The sequence below is a fragment of the Streptomyces capillispiralis genome (assembly GCF_007829875.1).
Taxonomy (GTDB): Bacteria; Actinomycetota; Actinomycetes; order Streptomycetales; family Streptomycetaceae; genus Streptomyces; species Streptomyces capillispiralis.
Genome location: NZ_VIWV01000001.1, coordinates 5157220 through 5174231, shown reverse-complemented (window position 1 = coordinate 5174231; position 17012 = coordinate 5157220). Strand labels below are relative to the sequence as shown.

Sequence of the window (17012 nt, the reverse complement as noted above, 5' to 3'; positions counted from 1 at the left end):
TCGGAAGGCCCGGGGCGTTGTGTCGATGGGCCGTGCGAGCTGTTCGAGTCGGTCACGGAGTGGCTCGGCTCATCCCAGATTCAGCCTCGGATGTCTTCGAGGATTCCCGTAGGTGAGGACGCGGTGGAGGCCCGCCCGCAACGCGTCGAGGTCGACTTCTGCGGCGACCCCCAACGGAATGACGCGGGAGGGCAGGCCCAGCGCCTCAATGGCCTCGTCGTCGAAACGCAGGGTCAGGAGACCGGGCGACAAGGACACCTCTTCCAGGCCACCGTAGTGAACGCCCCCGCTCTCGTTCACCACGCAGTAGCTGTCCGTGCCGTTTCTCATGTTCTGCTCGTCCGGCTGCTCCTCAAGGAAACGCTGAAGGTCGAAGTAGTACCCGTTAGCCACCGCGTCGTCTCCATCACCGACGAAGACGGAGTAGGTGATGTCCGGGACTTCTTCTCCGACCACCAGTGTCGTTATCTCCCAGTAGGGGGACCGGTGGGGGGAGAGGTCGGTCATTCGCGCCGACTCCGTTTCTCGCGCCGCCGTGCTGTCAGCGCACGACGTCGAAGATGTTCTTCTGGAGGCCGTTGGCGTAGGCCTCGTGGGCGACGAGCTTCAGTTTCTGGGTGTCCTTGTCGGTGGTGCTGAAGAGCCGCTTGCCCGCGCCGAGGAGGAGCGGGAAGACGAGGAGGTGGTAGCGGTCGATCAGGCCGGCGTCCGACAGGGACCGGTTGAGCGAGGCGCTGCCGTGGATGATGATCGGGCCGCCCTCGGTCTCCTTCAGCGCGGCGACGTCGTCGGTGGAGCGCAGGATCGTCGTCTCGCCCCAGTTCGACACCAGGTCGTCCTCGGTGAGGGTGGTGGAGACGACGTACTTCGGCATCGCCCTGTAGTCCGCGAAGTCCTCCATGTCGGGCCAGACGGGGCTGAACGCCTGGTAGCTGGCGCGGCCCAGCAGCATCGCGGTGGCTTCCTTCTGTTCCTGGCCCTTGATGTCGAAGGCCTCGGGAAGGAACTCGATGTCCTCGAAGGTCCAGCCGGCGTTCCGGTAGCCGGGCTCGCCGCCCGGGGCCTCCACTACGCCGTCGAGGGAGATGAAAGCGGTGCTGATCAGGGTGCGCATCGTGGAGTTCCTCGGTGTGTCGGGTCCGGGTCCTGGTGGGCGTGGGCGTACTTCGGTCACGTTCGTGGCTTCGGTGTGCCCTGCGCAAGGATGGACTGTGGGGCGCCGGGAAACTCATCGGTGGGGTGGGGCGGGGGTCAGCGGCCGATCGCGCAGGCGGCGCCGTTGAGGGTGAAGCGGGGTGGTGGGGACGTGTCGCCGGTGTGGTCGGTGAGGTAGCCGAGGGTGATGGCGGCGCCGGGGGCGATGGTGGCGTTGTGGGAGGCGTTGGTCGCCGTGATCACGTTGCTCAACTGGATCAGGTCCGTGTTCCAGTCGGAGACGACGGTCTGGCCGAGGGCCAGCGGGAACCGCAGGGTCCAGCCGTTCACCGGGGTGCTGCCGGTGTTGGTGACGGTGAGGTCGACCGTCATGCCGGTGCCCCAGGCCGTCACCGTGCGGTCGACCCGGCAGGTGGGCTGCCTCTGGGCGAAGGACATCTTGTGCAGGCCGCCGGGCAGGTCGTTGACGGCGTAGAACTCTCCGTCGGCGGTCGTGCCGATCGAGGACACCTGAGTGGGCATCTCGCCGATCTCGGCCTGTTCGTAGCCGCCCGCGCCGTCGGGGCGCAGCGCCCAGACGGTCGAGGAGCAGTAGTCGGTGGCGATGTACGTCCCGCCGACCAGGTCGGCGTGCGCCCGGCCCCGGTAGACGTGGCCGCCGATGACCGAACAGCCGCCGGTGTAGGGGGAGTAGGTGAAGACCGGCTTGGTGTAGGTCTCGCCGGGCGGGCAGTCGGCGCCCGTGAACTTCTCCAGGCCCTCGTAGCAGGACCAGCCGAGGTTCAGTCCGCCCCGGCCGGGGGCGAGGTGGTCGATCTCCTCCCAGCGGCCCTGGCCGACGTCTCCGATCCACAGGGATCCGTCGGCCCGGTCGAAGGAGAACCGCCACGGGTTGCGCAGCCCGTACAGCCAGATCTCCCCGCGGGCGCCGGCCCTGTCCACGAAGGGGTTGTCGGCGGGGACGCAGTAGGGCAGCGTGCCGCAGGTCCGGCGTACGTCGATGCGCACGATCTTGCCCAGCAGGGTGTCCAGCCGCTGGCCGGACTTGAAGGGGTCGCCGGAGCCGCCGCCATCGCCGATGCTCCAGTACAGGTTGCCGTCGGGGCCGAACGCGAGCTGGCCGCCGTTGTGGTTGCTGTACTGGGCGTGCTCCTGGGAGAGGAGGACTTCCAGGCGGGAGTCGTCGAGCCGGTAGCGGGCGAGGGTGACCGCGCCGTCGGGCAGGGCCGTGTACGCCAGGTAGAGGTTTCGGGTGGCGGCGAAGTCGGGCGGGAGGGCGATGCCGAGGAGGCCGCGTTCGTTTCCGGACTCGTCCACGGCCGCGGTGATGTCGAGCAGCGGGGTGGAGGCCAGGCCGGTGTCCGGGTGGTAGACGCGTACGGTGCCGCGCTTCTCGGTGATGAACAGCCGGTCGGTGCCGTCGTCGGGGGCCACGATGGCCGTGGGCCGTCTGAGGCCGGAGGCGACCTGCGTGGTGGTGGCGCTGAGGGACGGCAGGGGTACGGTCGCGGCGTGTGCCTTCGTTTCCGCCCGGGCCGGCGCGGTGTCCGCCGTCGCGGGCCAGGGGGCGAGGGCGGTCAGCAGGAGGGCCAGCAGAAGGGGTCCGGTCCAGCGGCGTCGTGGTCGTGGCATGTCGGCTCCAGGAACGAGGGCGCTTGCACGGTGGGGGGTGGCTGGTGCTGATCCGGTGCTCATCGTGCGGCTCGCGATGGGAGCGCTCCCGTACGCGGTCTCCAGGCTGCTCGCCGTGGAACGCGGCGGCAATGTTCGAACGCGCCACTTTCGCCCCGGGTGGCGCGAACGCTGCGCGCGGTCGGTGGCGTCCCCTCGGCACCGTGCGCCCCTAGGGGCGCCGGTGTCCTGCGTGCGCGTCGGACGGGCGCGGTCGCCGGGCGGACGGTGCGGCGGGACGGCCGCGCGCCGGGGCGGGTGTCGGGACAGGGGTGGGGGCGGGTGTGGGGGTGGCGGTGCGTGTGGGGGTGGGGCGGGCGGTGAGCTGGCCCGCCACCGTCGCGCCGAACGCCAGGGTCATGCCGGCCAGTTGCAGTGGCGTCAGTGTCTCGCCGAGGGCGGCCCAGCCGACCACCGCCGCCGTGAGCGGGGAGAGGGGGCCGAGGAAGGTGACCTGGGTGGCGGTGAGGCGGCCGATGCCCCGGAACCAGAGCCAGTACGCGAGCGCCGTGTTCGCCAGGGCGAGGTAGAGGTAGCCGCCGGCCGCGGGGGCGTCGAGGGCGGGCGGGGCGCCCTCGACAAGGAGGGCGAGGGGGGCGATGAGGAGTCCGCCCGCCGTGAGCTGCCAGGCGGTGAGGGCGAGGGGGCCGATGCCCTCGGGGCGCCCCCAGCGCTTGGTGAGCACGGTGCCGGTGGACATCGAGGCGGTGGCGGCGACGGCCGCGAGGACGCCGAGCGGGTCCAGTGCGCCGGCCGCCTTCAGCACCACCAGGCTGACGCCGAGGGCCGCCGCGGCCCCGGTGAGCACGGTCCGGGTCGTCGGGCGCTGCCCCAGCAGGAGCGCCGAGAGGGCCACGACGAACAGGGGGCCGACGGAGCCGACGACCGCTGCCAGGCCGCCGGGCAGGCGGTAGGCGGAGAGGAACAGCAGGGGGAAGAAGGCGCCGATGTTGAGGGCGCCGAGCGCCGTCGCCTTCCACCACCAGGCGCCCCGCGGCAGCACCCGGGCGAGCGCGAGGAGCAGGAGTCCTGCGGGCAGGGCGCGCATCAGGCCGGTGAACAGGGGGCGGTCGGGCGGGAGGAGTTCGGTGGTGACGGCGTAGGTGGTGCCCCAGGAGACGGGGGCGAGGGCGGTGACCGCGACGAGGGTGGTGCGGTGGGCGGCCATGCGCACCCCTTTCCAGTAGGTCAATGGAAAGTAGCTTAGCAGTCGCCTACTTTCCATCAAGCTACTTTCTTGCGGCCGACCGGACGGAGGCGGATACTCCTGCCCATGAGTGCATCCCCGGAGCCGCGTCAGGACCCCGTCGACGCGATCATCGAGCAGTGGGCCCGGGTGCGGCCCGACCTCGACACCACCGCCATGGAGGTCTTCGGGCGCGTGTACCGGCTCGCGCGCGCGATGGGCGACCGGATCGAGAAGGCGTACGCCAAGTACGGGGTCTCGCGCGGGGAGTTCGACGTCCTGGCGACGCTCCGCCGGTCCGGTGAGCCCTACACGCTCTCCCCCCGCCAGCTCTCCGCCACGCTGATGCTGACCACCGGCGGGATGACGGGCCGCCTCGACAAACTGGAGCGGGCGGGGCTGCTGCGCCGCTCCCCCGACCCGCACGACCGGCGCGGACTCCAGGTCACGCTCACCGAGGAGGGGCTGCGGCTGACCGACGAGGCGGTCGGCGCGGGCCTCGCCGTCCAGACGGAGGCACTGTCCGCCCTGGACGGGGAACGGGCGGAGCGACTGGCCGGCCTGCTGCGGGAATTGCTCTCCGCGACCGAGAGGTAGCGGGCCGGTCGGTACGCGCCCCTTCAGCCGACGTGGGTGGCGAGCGCGCTCGCGGTCTCGGCGGGCCCGGCGGAGTCCGCCGCCCAGGCCACGTATCCGTCGGGGCGCACCAGCACGGTCGTACGCCGGTTCCCGGCCGCCCAGCGCTCCACGCCGAGCCGGCCCCCGGGGATGCCGCCGGCGTCGTACGGCTCCGGGGTGATCAGGACGAAACGGCCGCCGCGCAGCGCCTCGTGGAGGCGACCGCCCGCCAGGGCCACGTCGGGGGCGCGGGTGCCGGTCAGGGGGTGGGCGCCGCGCGGGGCCGGGTACGCGTGACCGATGCCGGAGATCTGGGCCAGGGCCTTGGTGCGGGCGGGCCGGGAGGCGTTGAGGAAGGCGGCGACCAGGGCGCGCACGGCGCGCAGTGCCGGGTGCCGTGCCCGCGCCAGCCGGACCAGTCCGCCGCTGCTGCGCACCACGGCCCGGCCGACCGGGTGGCGCTCGGTCTGGTAGGTGTCCAGGAGGCCCTCGGGCAGCCGGCCCTCGACGACCGCCGCGAGCTTCCAGCCGAGGTTGGCCGCGTCCTGCAGACCGGTGTTCATGCCCTGGCCGCCGGCCGGTGAGTGGACGTGGGCGGCGTCGCCGGCGAGGAAGACCCGGCCCGCCCGGTACGCCGGCGCCTGCCGTTCGTCGCTGTGGAAGCGGGAGAGCCAGCGGGCGTCGTGCATGCCGTAGTCGGTGCCGAGGGCGCCACGGGTGACCTCCCTGACCTCGTCGAGGTCGAGCGGGACGTCGTCGGGGACCTCGTGGCGGCGGTTCCAGCCCATGACCCGGTACCAGCCGTCGCCGAAGGACGCGATCATCGCGAAGGTGTCCCCCGTGCCGTCGACGGTGAGCACGCTCCCGGGCCGCTCGGCGAGCCGGACGTCCGCCAGGAACAGGGACTTGATGACGGAGACGCCGGGGAAGGGCAGGCCGACGGCCCGGCGTACGGCGCTGCGGTGGCCGTCCGCGCCGACGGCGTAGGCCGCGCGGCGGGTGACGGCCGTCCCGTCGGGGCCGCGCAGGTCGAGGTCGACGCCGCCGTCGTCCTGCCGCAGTCCCACGAGCTCGTGCTCGAAGAGGAACTCGACGCCGAGCGCCCGCGCCCTCTCCTCCAGGATCCGCTCGACCTCGTACTGCGGGGTGACGAGGAGGAACGGGAAGCGGGAGGGGAGCGTGCCCAGGTCGAGGGTGAGGCGGCGGAAGAGGCGCAGTTCGGTGAGGGTGCTGCCGGTGGCGAGCAGCCGGTCGGCGAGGCCGCGGGCGTCGAGCTGTTCCAGGGTGCGGGCGTGCACGCCGAAGGCGCGGGAGAGGTTGCTGATCGTGTGGGGGCGCTTCTCGACGACGGTGACGGGGACGCCGGCGGCGGCGACGTCACCGGCGAGGAGCAGGCCGGTGGGGCCGGAGCCGACGACGATCACGGGGAGGGTGGGGCGGGGGGAGCCGGAGGTGGGGCGGGTGGGGTCGGTGCCGGTGCCGCTCATCGGGAGCCTCCTGGATGCCAACGATTGTTTGCCAACACCTGTTTGCCAACACCTGTGGACCACCGTAGGACCGCCCGGTCCGCGACGTCAACACTTGTTGGCCCAAGCACTCAACACTTGTTGGCCCACGGACGTTGGCCTACGGTTGTTGGCATGACATCGAGCAAGCCCCCCGCCCCCCGGCGCCGCTCCGAGGCCACCCGCGCGGCGATCCTCGAGGCCGCCCGCGAACGCTTCGCCGCCGACGGCTACGAGCGCGCCACCATCCGCGCCATCGCCAAGGACGCCGGCATCGATCCGTCGATGGTCATGCGCTATTACGGCAACAAGGAGGGGCTGTTCGCGGCGGCCGTCGCCATCGACCTGATGCTGCCGGACCCGGCGTCACTGGCCCGGGAAGACGTCGGCCGGGCGCTCGTGACCCACTTCCTCGCCCAGTGGGAGGAGAACGACGTGCTCACGGCCCTGCTGCGGGTCGGCGCGACCAACGAGGCCGGGGCCGAACGGATGCAGGGCGTCTTCCGGGAGCAGGTCCTCCCGCTCGCCCGTCGCTTCTGCCCCGACCCCGAGCAGGTCCCCGCGCGCGCCGCGCTGGTCTCGTCGCAGTTGCTCGGGCTGGCGCTCACGCGCTACGTCCTGCGGTTCCCGCCGGCCGTGGAGCTGGACACCGAGGAGGCCGTGGCGTGGCTGGCGCCGACCGTCCAGCGCTATCTGACGGCGCCGTACCCGGGGTGAGCGCCGCCCGGGACGGCCGCGCGCCCGCCCGGTGAACACACCGGCCGTACGCCCGCCCGGTGAACACACCGAGGGCGCCGCCCCCGTGACGTACGGCGCTCGCGCGTACGGACGGATGGGGTCGGCGCCCTCGGGAAGGTGTGCGGGGCCGCTCGCGGGCGGCCCGCCCCGGATCAGGCCTTGGCTTCGGCCTGGGTGCTGATGTTGGAGCTGGTCGTGTCCTTCTTCTTGTGCGACTTGTCGCCGACCATCACCAGGGCGGCGATGACCGCGAACAGCGCGATCGGGGCCACGACGTAGAGGCCCAGCGTCTCGACGACGCTCAGGCCCGTGCCGGGGTCGTCGCCGTCGTCGCGGGTGAGCGCGAGCGCGGGGGACGACATGAGCAGCATCATCAGCGTCGTACCGGCTGCCAGGGCGCCGGCGCGCAGGGCGTTCTTCTTGTCCACGTGCCCCAAACTATCGAACGCGGTCGGGCCGCGCGCGCCCGGGGTGCGCAAGGGGCCGCCACCGCCCCCGGCGGCACGGCAGCCCGGCCCCGGTCACGCGTCCTCCCGGAACACGTCCATCAGGGCCCGCAGTCTCGGTGACGCCGTCAGTTCCTCCAGCGTCACCGGACGGCCCCGCGCGTCGGCGATCGGCAGGCGCCAGTTCGGGTACTGGTCCCAGGTGCCGGGGAGGTTCTGCGGGCGGCGGTCGCCGACGCCGTCGGGGAGCCAGACGCCGATCATGCGGGCGGGGGTGCGCAGCAGACAGCGGTGCACGGCCCGGATCGCGGCCTCCTCCTCGGCAGTGCCGTCGCCGAAGGTCGCGGAAGTGCCGTCGCCGGAGGTTCCGTCACCGGAAGTGCCATCGCCGGAGGTTCCGTCACCGGAAGTGCCATCGCCCGAGGTGCCGTCACCGGAAGTGTCGACGCCCGAGGTGCCGCCACCGGGGCGCTCCAGCAGCCCGAGCTGGGTCAGCAGGTCCAGCCACTCCGCGGTGTCGGCGGCGGCCTCCGCGCGCTCCTCGGCCAGGGGGCGGGTGAGCAGGCCGAGGCGGTCGCGCAGGTCGACGTGTTCGCCGCTGAGGCGGGCGGCGGTGGGGGGCAGGTCGTGGGTGGTGGCGGTGGCCAGGCAGTCGGCGCGCCAGCGGTCCGGCGGCAGCGGGCGGCGGTCGCCCTCCCAGTCCCGTTCGAACCAGAGCACCGAGGTGCCGTACACGCCGCGTTCGCGCAGTGCCTCGCGCACACCGGGCTCGACGGTCCCCAGGTCCTCGCCGATCACGACCGCCCCGGCGCGGGAGGCCTCCAGGACGAGCACGGCGAGCATGGCCTCGGCGTCGTAGTGGACGTAGGTGCCCTCGGTGGGCGGGTGGCCCTCGGGGACCCACCAGAGCCGGAACAGGCCCATGACGTGGTCGATGCGCAGGGCTCCGGCGTACCGGAACAGGGCCCGGAGCAGGGCGCGGAAGGGGGCGTATCCGCTGTCGGCGAGGCGGTCGGGGCGCCAGGGCGGCAGGCCCCAGTCCTGGCCGCGCGCGTTGAAGGCGTCCGGGGGCGCGCCGGCGGACATGCCGGCCGCGAAGTACTCCTGCTGCGCCCAGGCGTCGGCGCCGCCGGGGTGGACGCCGACGGCGAGGTCGTGCACGATCCCGACCGGCATCCCGGCGTCGCGCGCGGCGCGCTGGGCGTCGGTGAGCTGGGCGTCGGTGAGCCAGACGAGCCGGGAGTGGAAGTCGACGCGGTCCGCCAGTTCACGCCGGGCGCGGGCGGTCTCGGGTGAGCGCGGATCGCGCAGCGCGGCGGGCCACCGGTGCCAGTCGGGTCCGTGGACCTCGGCGAGCGCGTACCAGGTGGCGTGGTCCTCCAGGGCCCGGCCCTGTGCGGTGAGGAAGTCGCGGTAGGCGGCGCCGCGGCCGGGGCCGAGCGGGACGCGGTGCGCCAGTTCCAGCGCCTCCCGCTTGGCCTCCCAGACGGCGTCCCGGTCGATCAGCGCGCCCTCGTCGAGCACCGCCCCGCGCAGCCGGCCGGCGCGCTCCAGCAGGTCGCGGACGCGGTCGCTGTCCTCGACGTGGGCGAACTCGGGGACGTCCTCGACGCGCAGGTGGACGGGGTCGGGGAAGCGGCGGGAGGAGGGGCGGTAGGGGGAGGGGTCGGTCGGCGGGCCGGGGACGGCCGCGTGCAGGGGGTTGACCTGGATGAACCCGGCGCCGAGGGTGCGTCCGGCCCAGCCGGCGAGTGCGCCGAGGTCGGCGAGGTCGCCCATGCCCCAGGAGCGGCGGGAGAGCAGGGAGTAGAGCTGGACGAGGAGGCCGTGGGTGCGGGCGGGGGGCGCGGGCAGCCGGGGCGGGGCGACGATCAGGTGGGTGTGCGCGGTGCGGCCGTCGGGGGCGGTGGCGGTGACCCGGTGCACGCCGGGCGGGAGGTGCTCGGCGGAGGGGCGGGTCTCGCCCTGTTCGGTGCGGATGTCGAGCCGGGTGCCCTCGGGGAGTGCGGTGAGCGGGGCGGGGACGCGGGTGTCCCCGGCGGTGACGGTGACGGTGGGGGGCAGCAGGCGCTCGGCGAGGTGCCGTTCGCGGGCGGTGAGGGCGGCGCGGACGGCCCCCGGGGTGGCCGCGTCCACGCCCAGGGCGGCCAGCGCGCGGACGACGGCGGCGGCCGGGGCCGTGACCGTGCGGTCCGGGGAGGGGTGGTAGGAGGTGGCGACGCCATGCAGGGCGGCGAGCCGGGACAGTTCCCCGGAAGGGGGCTCGGCCGGCCGTGGCGCGGTCACTCAGTCCTCCGGGCGGTACTGGGCCGGGAAGGCGTCGAGTCCGGAGGAGTCGGAGGCGTCCAGGAAGGCGTCGGACTCGCTGGTCAGGGGGGTGGCGTCGGCGAGCGGCGGTTCGCTGGTGAGCGGTTCGGCGTCGGGCAGCGGGGGTTCGCTGGTCAGCGGGAGTTCGGCGCAGGGGCCCTCGGCGCTGAAGACGCACAGGTGCGGGTCGGCGGCGGACGGGTCCGCCGCGGGTTTGGACAGGTGCGGGGAAGGAACGTATGCGGGTGCAGCCACGGTGGCCTCCTCGTCGAGCACGGCCTGGCGGCCGGGCGTCGGTCGTGCGGGTGGGTGGGCGTGCGGGTCGTCCCGCTCCCCCGCCCGGAGGGGCCGGGTAGCGGGGTGCGGCTCATGTCGCAGCCCTACCCAGCGGGCGCGCGGGCAGACGCACAAAGCCGCGCAACGTGCTCTTGGTCACATTCTCTTCCCCTCCCCTCACTCCACAGTGGGACAAATACGCCACAACGGCCACCGTCATTGACACGTTCACCGCAGAAGTGGTGGGCTCATGCCCTCTCGATAACGGAATGGACACGGCCGCCGGGCGGTGGCCCGTCGAGCAACCAGGAGGCCCGGTGCAGCTGCGGGGTGGCAGGACGGCGGCCGCCGGAAGGGCGGCCCTCGCGTTCGCGGTCCTCGCGGGGGCCTTCGGCGCCGCGCCCGCCGCCGTGGCGGCGCCGCCCGCGCCGGGGACGACAGCGCCGGGGACGACCGCGCCCACCGCCCCCGAGACCACCGGGGCCGCGGACCTGTCCGTGTGGCCGCGCCCCCATTCCCTGCGCGCGAACGGCGCCCCGGTCGAGGTGACCGACGAGGTCGCGCTGATCGCCGACGCGACGGCCGACGCCCCCACCCTCGACGCGCTCCGGGCGCTGCTGCGGGAGGCCGGGGCGCGCCGGTTCACCGCTCCCGGCGCACAGGTGCCCGAGGGGGCGCTCGTAGTGCGCGTCGGTGCTGAACGCGCCTCCGGCGACCCCCGGCGCGCCCTTCCGGCCGGCGGCTACACGCTGACCACCGGCGCGGAGGCCGTCACCCTCACCGGCGCGGACGGCGACGGGCTGTTCCACGCCGTGCAGACGCTGCGGCAGCTCCTGCGCCCCGACGGCCGCCTGGCCGCCGCCGTCGTACGCGACTGGCCCGGCACCGCCGTGCGCGGCATCACCGAGGGCTTCTACGGCACCCCGTGGACCCACGAACAGCGGCTGGCTCAACTGGACTTCATGGGCCGCACCAAGCAGAACCGATACCTCTACGCGCCCGGCGACGACCTCCACCGGCAGGCCCGCTGGCGGGAGCCGTATCCGGCCGAGCGGCGGGCGGAGTTCCGGGAGCTGGCCGAGCGGGCGCGGCACCACCACGTCACCCTCGGCTGGGCGGTGGCTCCCGGCCAGGCGATGTGCTTCGCCTCGGACGACGACCTGCGCGCGCTGACCCGCAAGCTGGACGCGATGTGGGCGCTGGGCTTCCGCGCCTTCCAGCTCCAGTTCCAGGACGTCAGCTACAGCGAGTGGCACTGCGGGGCGGACGCCGACCGGTTCGGATCGGGACCCGGGGCCGCCGCCCGCGCCCAGGCGCGGGTGGCCAACGCGGTCGCCCGCCACCTGGCCGGGCGCCACCCCGGTGCGGCGGCCCTGTCCCTGATGCCCACCGAGTACTACGAGGACGGCTCGACCGCGTACCGGCGGGCGCTCTCCCGGGCCCTGGACCCGGGTGTGGAGGTGGCGTGGACCGGGGTCGGGGTGGTGCCACGCACCATCACGGGAGGCGAACTGGCCGAGGCGCGGCAGGTGTTCGGGCATCCCCTGGTGACCATGGACAACTACCCGGTGAACGACTACGCGCCCGGCCGGATCTTCCTCGGCCCCTACCAGGGCCGTGAGCCGGCCGTGGCCGCCGGTTCGGCGGGGCTGCTCGCCAACGCGATGGAGCAGCCGGAGGCGTCCCGCATCCCCCTGTTCACCGCAGCCGACTTCGCCTGGAACCCGCGCGACTACCGCCCCCAGGAGTCCTGGCGGGCCGCGATCGCCGACCTCGCCGGGGGTGACGCCCGGCGACTGGAGGCCCTGACCGCGCTCGCCGGGAACGACGCGTCCTCGGTGCTGGGCGGCGAGGAGTCGGCGTACCTGCGTCCGCTGCTGGAGGAGTTCTGGCGCACGCGCGCGGCCCCCCGGAGCAAGGACGCGGCCGCGGCGGCCCAGCGGTTGCGCGCCGCCTTCACGGTCCTGCGCGAGCTGCCGGGGCGCCTGTCGGGCACCCCGCTCGCCGCCGAGGTGGCCCCCTGGAGCGAACGGCTGGCCCGCTACGGCGACGCCGGCACGGCCGCCCTGGACATGCTGGACGCCCAGCACGCCGGGGACGCGGGCGCGGCCTGGACGGCGTACCGGAGCCTGAGCGGGCAGCGGGAACGACTGGCGTCCGCCCGGGTGACGGTCGGCAAGGGCGTGCTGGACCCGTTCCTGAGCCGGGCGCGGAAGGCGTACGAGAGCTGGGCGGGCCTCGGCCACGAGCCGCCCGCACGCCCGGCCGGGGACCGCGCGCTCCACCTCCCGCGCGCCCGCGCGCTGCACGCCGTGACGGTCCTCACCGATCCGGGCACGCGGGGCACCGTGGAGGTCCGCACGGCGGACCGGGGGTGGCGCGGCCTCGGCGCGCTGTCGGCGTCGGGCGCCACCGAGCTGCGGGCCGGCGGCGCCCCGGCCGACGCCGTCCGGGTCACCGGCGCCGACCCCGCCCGGGTGCGGCACCTGGTCCCGTGGTTCGCGGACGCGCCCGCCGCCTCCCTGGAGCTGCCGGAGGAGCGCACGGACGCCGACATCGGCGCGACCACGCGGCTGACGGTCACCCTCGGCTCGCTGCGCCCCGAGGAGGCGCGCGGCAGGCTGACCGTGACGGCGCCGGGCGGCGTGGAGGTCCGGGTGCCGAAGGAGGCGCTGGCCGTGCCGCGCGGCACGCCGGTGGAGGTGCCGGTCGAGGTGACGGTGGAGCCGGGCACGCCGGCCGGGCCGTACGACGTCCGGCTCGGCTTCGGCGGGGTGACCCGCACCCTGACGGTGCACGCGGTTCCGCGCACCGGGGGCCCCGATCTGGCCCGCGGCGGCCGGGCGGGCTCCTCGGCCGACGAGACGCCCGACTTCCCGGCCTCGGCGGCGAACGACGGCGACCCGGCCACGCGCTGGTCGTCCCCGGTCGACGACGACGCCTGGTGGCAGGTCGAGCTGGAGCGGCCGGTGCGGCTGGGGAAGGTGGCGCTGCACTGGCAGGAGGCGCACCCGTCGGCGTACCGCGTGGAGGTCTCGGCGGACGGCCGCACCTGGCGCACCGCGGCGGCCGTCCGGGACAGCGAGGGCGGGCGGGAGACCGTCCGCATGGACGAGCCCGACGTCCGTCACCTGCGCGTCCGGGGAGAGAAGCGGGCCACCCGGTACGGCTACTCCCTGTGGTCGGTGGAGGCGTACGCGGTCGCCGACTGAGCCGCGCCCTTCCCGTCACCGCCACCGCCACCGTCACCGTCCGCGGCTCCCGCCGCACGCCTGTGCGCCCATGCGCCCGTGGATCTTTTCGACGCCCCACTATTCACTCAGTACATGTACTCAGTACATAATGACGGTCATGAGCACCCGCCACATCCTGCTGGGCCTGCTCGCCTCGGGGCCGAGCCATGGCTACGACCTCAAGCGACGCCACGACGAACGCTTCCCGCAAGCCCGCCCGCTGGCCTACGGGCAGGTCTACACGACCCTGCAACGCCTGGTCCGGGACGGACTGGCCGAGGTCGACGGCACCGACTCGGACGGCGGCCCGGAGCGGACGACGTACCGCACCACGGACGACGGGACGGCCGAACTGTCCCGCTGGGCCGGGGAGATCGCCCCGCCCGCGCCGTTCGTGACGAACGAGATCTTCGCCAAGGTCGTGGTGTCGATCCTGTCCGGCGGCGACCCGGCCGCCTACCTGCGCGCCCAGCGCACCGCCCACATGGAGCGGATGCGGGAGCTCACCGCGGTGAAGGCGGCGCGGGGCGCGGACCTGGCGACCGTGCTCTCGGCGGACTTCGCCCTCAATCACCTGGACGCCGACCTCCGTTGGATGACGACCACGGCGGCCCGGCTCACCAACCTGACCGCGGAGGTCGACACAGCATGAGCATCGGGGACAACACGACGGGTCCGCTGCTCGCGGGCCGGGGGCTGGTCAAGGCGTACGGCAGGACCGAGGCGCTGCGCGGCGTCTCGGTGGAGCTGTACGCCGGGGAGATCCTCGCGGTGACCGGCGCCAGCGGCAGCGGCAAGTCGACGCTGGCTCACTGCCTGTCCGGGATCGTCCGCCCGGACCAGGGGTCGGTGACGTACGCCGGCCGGCGGCTGGAGGAACTGCCGGAGAGCCGGCTGAGCGAGCTGCGGCGCACCGACTTCGGGGTGCTGTTTCAGTTCGGCCAGCTGGTCCCGGAGCTGACCGCGCTGGACAACGTGGCGCTGCCGCTGATGCTGGCCGGCACCGACCGGCGCGCGGCACGGGCGGCGGCCGGGGAGTGGCTGGAGCGGTTCGGGGTGCGCGGACAGGGGGAGCTGCGGCCCGGCGAGATGAGCGGCGGCCAGGCGCAGCGGGCCGCGCTGGCCCGCGCCCTCGTCACCGGACCGAGCGTGGTCTTCGCGGACGAGCCGACCGGCGCGCTGGACTCGCTCGCGGGCGAGCAGGTGATGTCGGCCCTGGTGCACACGGCCCGCGAGGCCGGCACGGCGGTGCTGCTGATCACGCACGACGCGCAGGTGGCGGCGTACGCGGACCGCGAAGTGCGGCTGCGGGACGGCGCGGTCACGTCGCTGGAGGTGACGGCATGACCTCCCTCGGCTCCGATCTGCGGCTGGCCTGGCAGCTGACCCGTGGCTCCGACCGGCGTGAGTGGTGGCGGATCACCCTCACCGCGACCGGCGCGGCGCTCGCGACCGGGCTCGCGCTGGCCGCCGTCAGCCTGGCCGGCCTGCGCGGCAGCCACCACGTGTCCGTCGGCGCGGGCCTGCTGGACCAGCCGGGCACCCGCGCGGGGGCGATCGTCACCCTGCTGCTCCTGCTGGTGCCGGTCCTCGGGTTCCTCGGCCAGTGCGCCCGCATCGGCGCCGTCCACCGCGACCGCCGGCTGGCCGGACTGCGGCTGGCCGGGGCGACGCCCTGGCAGGTGCGGCGGATCGCCGCGCTGGAGACCGGGCTGGCCGGTCTGCTCGGCTCGGCCGTCGCCACCGTCTTCTCGGTGCTGCTCCTGCTGCGCCTGTGGGACGACCCGACGGCGCCGGCCTGGGCCGGGGTCGTCCTGGTCGCCGCCGGTGTGCCGGCGCTCGGCGCGGCGGCGGGCGCGCTGGCGCTGCGCCGGGTGGTGACCTCCCCGCTCGGCCGGGTGCGGCGCTCCGGCCCGCGTACGGGACGGGGGCCGGGGCTGCTGTTCCTGGCGGGCGTGCTGCTGCTGGCGGCGGCCGCGGTGCTCGCGGTGGCCGTCACGTCCTCGGGTGGGCCGTACCGGCCCGGCCCGCCGCCCCCGCTGATGGTGCTGGGCGCGGTCGTGGCGGTCGGGGCGGGGGCGATCTGGCTGTCGGGGGCCGCGGCGCGGCTCACCGGGCGGGTGCTCGCCGCCCGGGCGCGCTCGGCGGCCACGCTGATCGCGGCGGAACGGCTGCGCGACGACCCTTGGGCGGCGGCGCGCACGCACGCGGCGGTGCTGCTGGTGACGGTGGTGGGCACGGGGTTCGTGGGCGTGCGGCAGATGCTCCTGGAGGTGCTGGACTCGCGGAAGCACCTCGCGGAGGGCCGGTCCTTCTACACCACCGGCCTCGACCTGACGGCCGTCGCCATCGCGGTCGCCCTGGCGATCACCCTGTCGGGTCTCGCCGTCGGCACCGCCGAGTCGCTGGCGAACCGCCGCCGGGGCCTGGCCGCGCAGGCCGCGGCCGGTGTGCCGCGGGCGGTGCTCGGCCGGGCGCTGCTCCTGGAGACGGCCCTGCCGCTGGCGCCGGCGGTGCTGCTCGCGGGCGCCGGGGGCGCGGCCATCGGCTTCGCGTACGCCCTGTTCGCCGACGGCGGCGGCTGGTCGCTGCCGTGGACGTCGCTGCTGGTGCCCCCGGCGGTCTACGCGGCCTGCCTGCTGGCCGCCACCACCGCCCTGCCCCTGCTGCGCCGCACGATCCACCCGGCGGAGCTGCGGTACGCCTGAACACGTCCGGCCCCGGGGGACGGGGGTTCCCGGGGCCGGCCGGGGGCTGCGCGGCACGCGGGCCGGTGCCGCCGGGGTGATGGAAGTGACCGCGTGACCGGCATGCCCGGCGTGGCGGATGTGACCGGTGTGACCGGTGTGACCCGCATGGAGCACACGCGCACGCCCGGCGCACCGAACACGCCCCGCACGCCCGGCGCACCACGCACCCAACGCCCGCCGGGCCAATACGCCGATGCGCCGATGCGCCGATGCGCCAATGCGCCGATCGGCCATTGCGCCACAGCGTCGTCGCGCCGCTACGCCACCGCACGGATGCCCCACGCAAAGGGCCCGGATCGTCGTCAGGCGGAGATGCCGTCGATCCGGGCCATCGCGTCGTCCGCGCCGTACGGCTGCAGGTAGGGCAGCCAGCGCGGGTCCCTATGGCCGGTGCCGATGATGCGCCAGGCCAGTCCGGTGGGCGGAGCCGGTTTGTGGCGCAGGCGCCAGCCCAGCTCGATCAGGTGGCGGTCGGCCTTCACGTGGTTGCAGCGGCGGCAGGAGGCCACCACGTTGTCCCAGACGTGCTTGCCCCCGCGGCTGCGCGGGATGACGTGGTCGACGCTGGTTGCGACGCCACCGCAGTACATGCACCGGCCCCCGTCACGGGCGAACAGCGCCCGACGGGTCAGAGGAACGGGCCCCCGGTAGGGAACCCGCACGAATCGCTTGAGCCGGACCACGCTGGGTGCGGGGACTGTGACGGTCGCGCTGTGCAGATAGGCGCCGGTCTCCTCGAGGCAGACTGCCTTGTTCTCGAGGACGAGCACGAGCGCGCGGCGGAGCGGTACGACGCCGAGTGGCTCGTACGACGCGTTGAGGACCAGGACATGCGGCACGGACGGCCTCCTTGTACGCCGGCGGCGCGTGGCTCGCGCCGGGACGATCCGTAGTCAGTCTCCCCTCATGCCTGGTGGAAGCGCCACCATGTCCCGGTAACGGGCTGAGAGTGTTTTCGACCACATCCCGATTCATCCCCAGGATCATGGCCTGTTCAAGCACGGGTGAGGCCTGTCTCTTCTTCACGCGAGCCGCCGGTTCCCCCACAATGCCCCGTTAGTGTGGTGGTTCTGCCCCTACCGGTGACCCTTCCGTGACCTCACCGGCCTTGACTCGCCGCACCGGGG

15 protein-coding genes are annotated in these 17012 nt (G+C 74.5%); 6 read left to right on the top strand and 9 right to left on the bottom strand.

What is annotated here, in order from left to right:
• Nucleotides 1–69: 69 nt before the first annotated feature.
• The 4 genes from FHX78_RS22505 to FHX78_RS22490 form a co-directional block, all read right to left on the bottom strand.
• A complete protein-coding gene (locus FHX78_RS22505) occupies nucleotides 70–507 on the bottom strand; it encodes an Imm10 family immunity protein (protein WP_145869226.1) in 438 nt (145 codons plus the stop codon).
• A gap of 34 nt (nucleotides 508–541) precedes the next feature.
• Nucleotides 542–1114, bottom strand: coding sequence for a dihydrofolate reductase family protein (locus tag FHX78_RS22500; protein WP_145869225.1), 573 nt, complete (start codon nucleotides 1112–1114; stop codon nucleotides 542–544).
• A 137-nt stretch (nucleotides 1115–1251) separates the two neighbouring features.
• Nucleotides 1252–2787: a PQQ-dependent sugar dehydrogenase gene (locus FHX78_RS22495; RefSeq protein ID WP_145869224.1), complete on the bottom strand. Its 1536-nt coding sequence runs from the start codon at nucleotides 2785–2787 to the stop codon at nucleotides 1252–1254.
• Between the two features lie 211 nt (nucleotides 2788–2998).
• Nucleotides 2999–3994 carry an EamA family transporter gene (locus FHX78_RS22490; RefSeq protein WP_145869223.1) on the bottom strand — a complete coding sequence of 332 codons (996 nt, stop codon included), beginning with the start codon at nucleotides 3992–3994 and terminating at the stop codon, nucleotides 2999–3001.
• 105 nt (nucleotides 3995–4099) lie between these two features.
• Between FHX78_RS22490 and FHX78_RS22485 the strand changes: the two genes are divergently transcribed.
• Nucleotides 4100–4609, top strand: a complete 510-nt coding sequence (locus FHX78_RS22485; RefSeq protein ID WP_145869222.1) for a MarR family winged helix-turn-helix transcriptional regulator — start codon at nucleotides 4100–4102, stop codon at nucleotides 4607–4609.
• Between the two features lie 23 nt (nucleotides 4610–4632).
• On the opposite strand, the gene FHX78_RS22480 is transcribed toward FHX78_RS22485, so the two are convergent.
• A complete protein-coding gene (locus FHX78_RS22480) occupies nucleotides 4633–6117 on the bottom strand; it encodes an FAD-dependent monooxygenase (protein ID WP_145869221.1) in 1485 nt (494 codons plus the stop codon).
• A 153-nt stretch (nucleotides 6118–6270) separates the two neighbouring features.
• Between FHX78_RS22480 and FHX78_RS22475 the strand changes: the two genes are divergently transcribed.
• The gene (locus tag FHX78_RS22475) at nucleotides 6271–6852 is read left to right on the top strand and encodes a TetR/AcrR family transcriptional regulator (RefSeq protein WP_145869220.1); all 582 of its coding nucleotides are present in this window, start codon (nucleotides 6271–6273) and stop codon (nucleotides 6850–6852) included.
• Nucleotides 6853–7025: 173 nt separating this feature from the next.
• Here the strand turns inward: FHX78_RS22475 and FHX78_RS22470 are convergent, their stop codons facing one another.
• The 3 genes from FHX78_RS22470 to FHX78_RS22460 form a co-directional block, all read right to left on the bottom strand.
• Nucleotides 7026–7301, bottom strand: a complete 276-nt coding sequence (locus FHX78_RS22470) for a hypothetical protein (protein WP_145869219.1) — start codon at nucleotides 7299–7301, stop codon at nucleotides 7026–7028.
• 93 nt (nucleotides 7302–7394) lie between these two features.
• Nucleotides 7395–9605 carry a 4-alpha-glucanotransferase gene (gene malQ / locus FHX78_RS22465; RefSeq protein ID WP_145869218.1) on the bottom strand — a complete coding sequence of 737 codons (2211 nt, stop codon included), beginning with the start codon at nucleotides 9603–9605 and terminating at the stop codon, nucleotides 7395–7397.
• The gene (locus FHX78_RS22460) at nucleotides 9606–9881 is read right to left on the bottom strand and encodes a hypothetical protein (RefSeq protein ID WP_145869217.1); all 276 of its coding nucleotides are present in this window, start codon (nucleotides 9879–9881) and stop codon (nucleotides 9606–9608) included.
• Nucleotides 9882–10219: 338 nt separating this feature from the next.
• Between FHX78_RS22460 and FHX78_RS22455 the strand changes: the two genes are divergently transcribed.
• The 4 genes from FHX78_RS22455 (at nucleotide 10220) to FHX78_RS22440 (ending at nucleotide 15843) form a co-directional block, all read left to right on the top strand.
• Entirely contained in the window at nucleotides 10220–13114 is a 2895-nt protein-coding gene (locus FHX78_RS22455; RefSeq protein ID WP_229923986.1) for a glycoside hydrolase family 84 protein, read from the top strand.
• A 139-nt stretch (nucleotides 13115–13253) separates the two neighbouring features.
• A complete protein-coding gene (locus FHX78_RS22450) occupies nucleotides 13254–13787 on the top strand; it encodes a PadR family transcriptional regulator (protein ID WP_145869215.1) in 534 nt (177 codons plus the stop codon).
• Nucleotides 13784–14482, top strand: coding sequence for an ABC transporter ATP-binding protein (locus FHX78_RS22445; RefSeq protein WP_145869214.1), 699 nt, complete (start codon nucleotides 13784–13786; stop codon nucleotides 14480–14482). Before FHX78_RS22450 ends, FHX78_RS22445 begins: the two co-directional genes overlap by 4 nt.
• On the top strand, nucleotides 14479–15843 hold the full coding sequence (locus FHX78_RS22440; RefSeq protein ID WP_145869213.1) for an FtsX-like permease family protein: 1365 nt from the start codon (nucleotides 14479–14481) through the stop codon (nucleotides 15841–15843). Before FHX78_RS22445 ends, FHX78_RS22440 begins: the two co-directional genes overlap by 4 nt.
• Nucleotides 15844–16187: 344 nt before the next feature.
• On the opposite strand, the gene FHX78_RS22430 is transcribed toward FHX78_RS22440, so the two are convergent.
• Complete coding sequence (locus FHX78_RS22430) at nucleotides 16188–16724, bottom strand: HNH endonuclease (RefSeq protein ID WP_125506459.1); 537 nt, start codon at nucleotides 16722–16724, stop codon at nucleotides 16188–16190.
• Nucleotides 16725–17012 lie beyond the last annotated feature (288 nt).